Origin of the sequence: Archangium sp. (genome assembly GCF_036388035.1) — a bacterium.
In the GTDB taxonomy this organism is placed as follows: Bacteria; Myxococcota; Myxococcia; order Myxococcales; family Myxococcaceae; genus Archangium.
The window spans coordinates 1-2731 of the sequence record NZ_DASVSO010001009.1; the positions used below are offsets into that span (position 1 = coordinate 1).

The window sequence follows — 2731 nt, forward strand, 5'->3', positions numbered from 1 at the left end:
GCCTCCCCCCTGCCGCACGGGCGGGGAGCTACTTCTTCCAGACGGCCCAGTTGCTCCCGGAGTTCACCAGCGTCCAGCCGGTGCCGGGAGACCAGGCGCTGGGGCCGAGCTTCATCGCCAGGCTGCCGGTGTTGCCGGTGATGATGGCGGCGTACCTGGTGGTGTCCGCGACCTGGATGCTCACCGCGGAGGTGGAGGTGACGCCCTTCTCCTTGCGGGCCGCCATGAGGCTCTTGATGGCGGCGCCGTGGCCCCAGTCATAGAAGTGGACCCAGTAGACGCAGGGGATGCCCGGGTGGGTCAGGATGTAGGCGTAGCCCTGCATCACCTTGTCCGAGGGGAAGGGCCAGTGGTTCTGGCCGCCGCTCGGGGAGCTCGGGCCGGTGTCGTGGTTGTCGATGAAGGTCACCGACTTGGCCGGCCACCAGCCGATGGCGCCCTGGGGCTTGCCGTCGGTGGCCTTCAGCCGCCAGTACTCGTTGTACTGCACGGCCTGCTGGAGGATGCCCTTGGTGGTGAAGTCGAACGCCGTCGACTTGCCGCCCGTGGCGTTGATCCAATCCATGATCTTCTGCCGGTGCGGGTTGACGTCGTTGAGGTTGAGGTCCGTCCACAGCTCGCCCACGGAGAAGTAGGGCACCGTGTGGGTGTTGTAGGCGCCCACGTACGAGCCGGCGTAGCCCTTCACGTAGTCATAGCGCCAGCCGTCGTAGCCGATGCTGGACTTCATCCAGCCCATCCAGCTCTTGAGGTCGCTCTGGACGGTGCCGTTGGTGTGGTCCAGGTCGCGCGCGGCGCTGAAGCCGTCCCCGGTGTCGTAGTTGCCGGTGGCGCTCGTCCACTCGTCGCCCTTCACCACGGCCCAGGAGCCCCAGGTGGGGTTGGTGAAGTCCGCCCAGTTGCTGGTGCCCACACGGTGGTTGATGACGATGTCGCCAATGGCCTTCACGCCATAGGTGCGCAGCGCGCCGATGGCCGACTTGAGCTGCGCGTCGGTGCCGTAGGAGCTGCTCTGCAGGTAGAGCTGCCGCGGCATGTAGCCCTCCTTGGCACCGGAGTCGCCCGAGGGCGGCAGCCACACCATCGTGAAACCGCTGTTCTTGATGTCCGAGGCCTTGCCCTGGACGATGTTCCACCACGGGTACGTCTCCGTGGAGCGCCAGTGGAAGGCCTGCAGCATCACATCGCCGCTGTTGCCATCCATCGGACCGGCGTGGGCGGCCGACGACACGACCAGGCCCAGGGCCCACGACAGGGACAGGACTGCGCCAAGCACCTTCTTCTCGAGCATTCGGCTCTCCGGGGAAGCGGGGAAGAGACGGGCTGGCGCTTTACAAGCTCTTCGAGGGCCAGGCGAGCAACCCCCCCCGTTGGGCCGGCCACGAGCCCCTCGGCGTCCACCACCCGACCCGTTTTCCACACCCCTACTGGAATCTTCCGCCCGGGCCCCACTGTCGGGGGCGAGGAAACGAATGGGGGGCACGTCTCGGGGCGGTTAGGATGAGAGGGAAATGGCCGACCCGTCTCCCCCCTACTGGGTTCTCATCTCGGTCCTGTTCAGCTCCCAGCCGTTGAGTCCCTCACTGGCCATGACGCTGCATCAGGCGGCGTACGACCTCTACCGGCGCGGTGACGCGGCGCAGTCGGTGGCGGGAGACCTGCTCACGGGCACGGTGCGCAACCTGCGCAAGGACGTGCAGATGGGGGCCATCGCCGGCCCCGCCTTCGAGGCGGAGATAGAGACGGAGCGCGGCTCCGGTGTGGTGCGCTTCCTGCTCACCCGCCAGGGGCTGGAGATGCTGGAGGCCGGGCCCGCGCAGCCGCCCGCGCCGCCCCGTCCGAAGTACCTCAACTGAGTCAGTGCAGCCGCACCTTCTCCACGTGCTCCTTGCGCCGGGGCTTCGGCGCCCGGGAGACGCGGGGCTTCTTGGGCGTCACCATGCGGGCGATGCCGTAGTAGAGCTGCTCCTCGGTGTACACCTTGCGCACCCGGGGCGTGCCGGGGACGTAGGCGTGCCCGGGCCGCTCCAGCCACTGCAACACCCGCAGCTCCCCCGTGTACGCGAAGGCCTTGAGCAGCTCGGGCGGGCACTGCTTGAGGTAGCGGCGCACCAGCGGCCGCAGCCGCCGGGGAAACTCCTTGCCCAGCACCGAGTGCCTCCGCCCCGCGTGCAGCGTGCCGTCGAAGCGCCGCGACATGTGGAAGAGCTCGTGCATCACCGTCTCGATGCGCGACTTGGGCGTCGAGGCCCGGAAGAAGAGCGGGCGCAGGGTGATGCAGTAGAGCATCCGCTTGCCCTTGAGGCGAATGATGGGTTTGCGCCGCCCGGTGCGGTCCGTGCTGCGCCCGCCCCGGAAGCACAGGGGCTTGACCGTGCCACGCGACGCCCGCCGCGCCTCACCGGCTATCACCAGGACGCGGCTGGCCCTCACGTGCGCGAACTCCGGCATCTTCGCGGCGATGTCGCGGATGAGCGCGCGGACGGTCTTGTTGAGGTTCGGGCGGCGGTGAGGGGCCACGGTGTAGTCAACAGTGTACCGGAAATCCCCTTGAGGAGCGCCGGAACCCGCCGCACCTTGCCCACCATGCGCTCCGACCTGCGTGCCACCGTCCGAATCCTGACGCTCGCCGCCTGGGTGGCCGGATGTGCCTCGACGCCATCCGCCGCCCCCAGCCTGGGCCCGCCCTCGCTCGCCTCCGAGGAGACGGCCGTCACCTCGCAGGGCCTCA

Annotated in this window: 3 protein-coding genes; 1 reads left to right on the forward strand and 2 read right to left on the reverse strand. The window is 68.7% G+C overall.

Annotation, left to right across the window (positions count from 1 at the left end):
* Window positions 1-28: 28 nt before the first annotated feature.
* Window positions 29-1291, reverse strand: coding sequence for an alpha-amylase C-terminal beta-sheet domain-containing protein (locus VF697_RS41575; RefSeq protein ID WP_331104059.1), 1263 nt, complete (start codon window positions 1289-1291; stop codon window positions 29-31).
* A 220-nt stretch (window positions 1292-1511) separates the two neighbouring features.
* On the opposite strand from VF697_RS41575, the gene VF697_RS41580 reads away from it, so the two are divergent.
* Window positions 1512-1856, forward strand: a complete 345-nt coding sequence (locus VF697_RS41580; protein WP_331104061.1) for a hypothetical protein — start codon at window positions 1512-1514, stop codon at window positions 1854-1856.
* A 1-nt stretch (window position 1857) separates the two neighbouring features.
* Here VF697_RS41580 and VF697_RS41585 read toward each other — a convergent pair whose 3' ends face one another.
* Window positions 1858-2451, reverse strand: a complete 594-nt coding sequence (locus VF697_RS41585; protein ID WP_331104063.1) for a hypothetical protein — start codon at window positions 2449-2451, stop codon at window positions 1858-1860.
* Window positions 2452-2731 lie beyond the last annotated feature (280 nt).

Excerpts from the sequence above, each read along its gene's own strand:
- VF697_RS41575 (WP_331104059.1), bottom strand. The coding sequence starts at position 1,291 with ATGCTCGAGAAGAAGGTGCTTGGCGCAGTCCTGTCCCTGTCGTGGGCC.
- VF697_RS41580 (WP_331104061.1), top strand. The coding sequence starts at position 1,512 with ATGGCCGACCCGTCTCCCCCCTACTGGGTTCTCATCTCGGTCCTGTTC.
- VF697_RS41585 (WP_331104063.1), bottom strand. The coding sequence starts at position 2,451 with ATGCCGGAGTTCGCGCACGTGAGGGCCAGCCGCGTCCTGGTGATAGCC.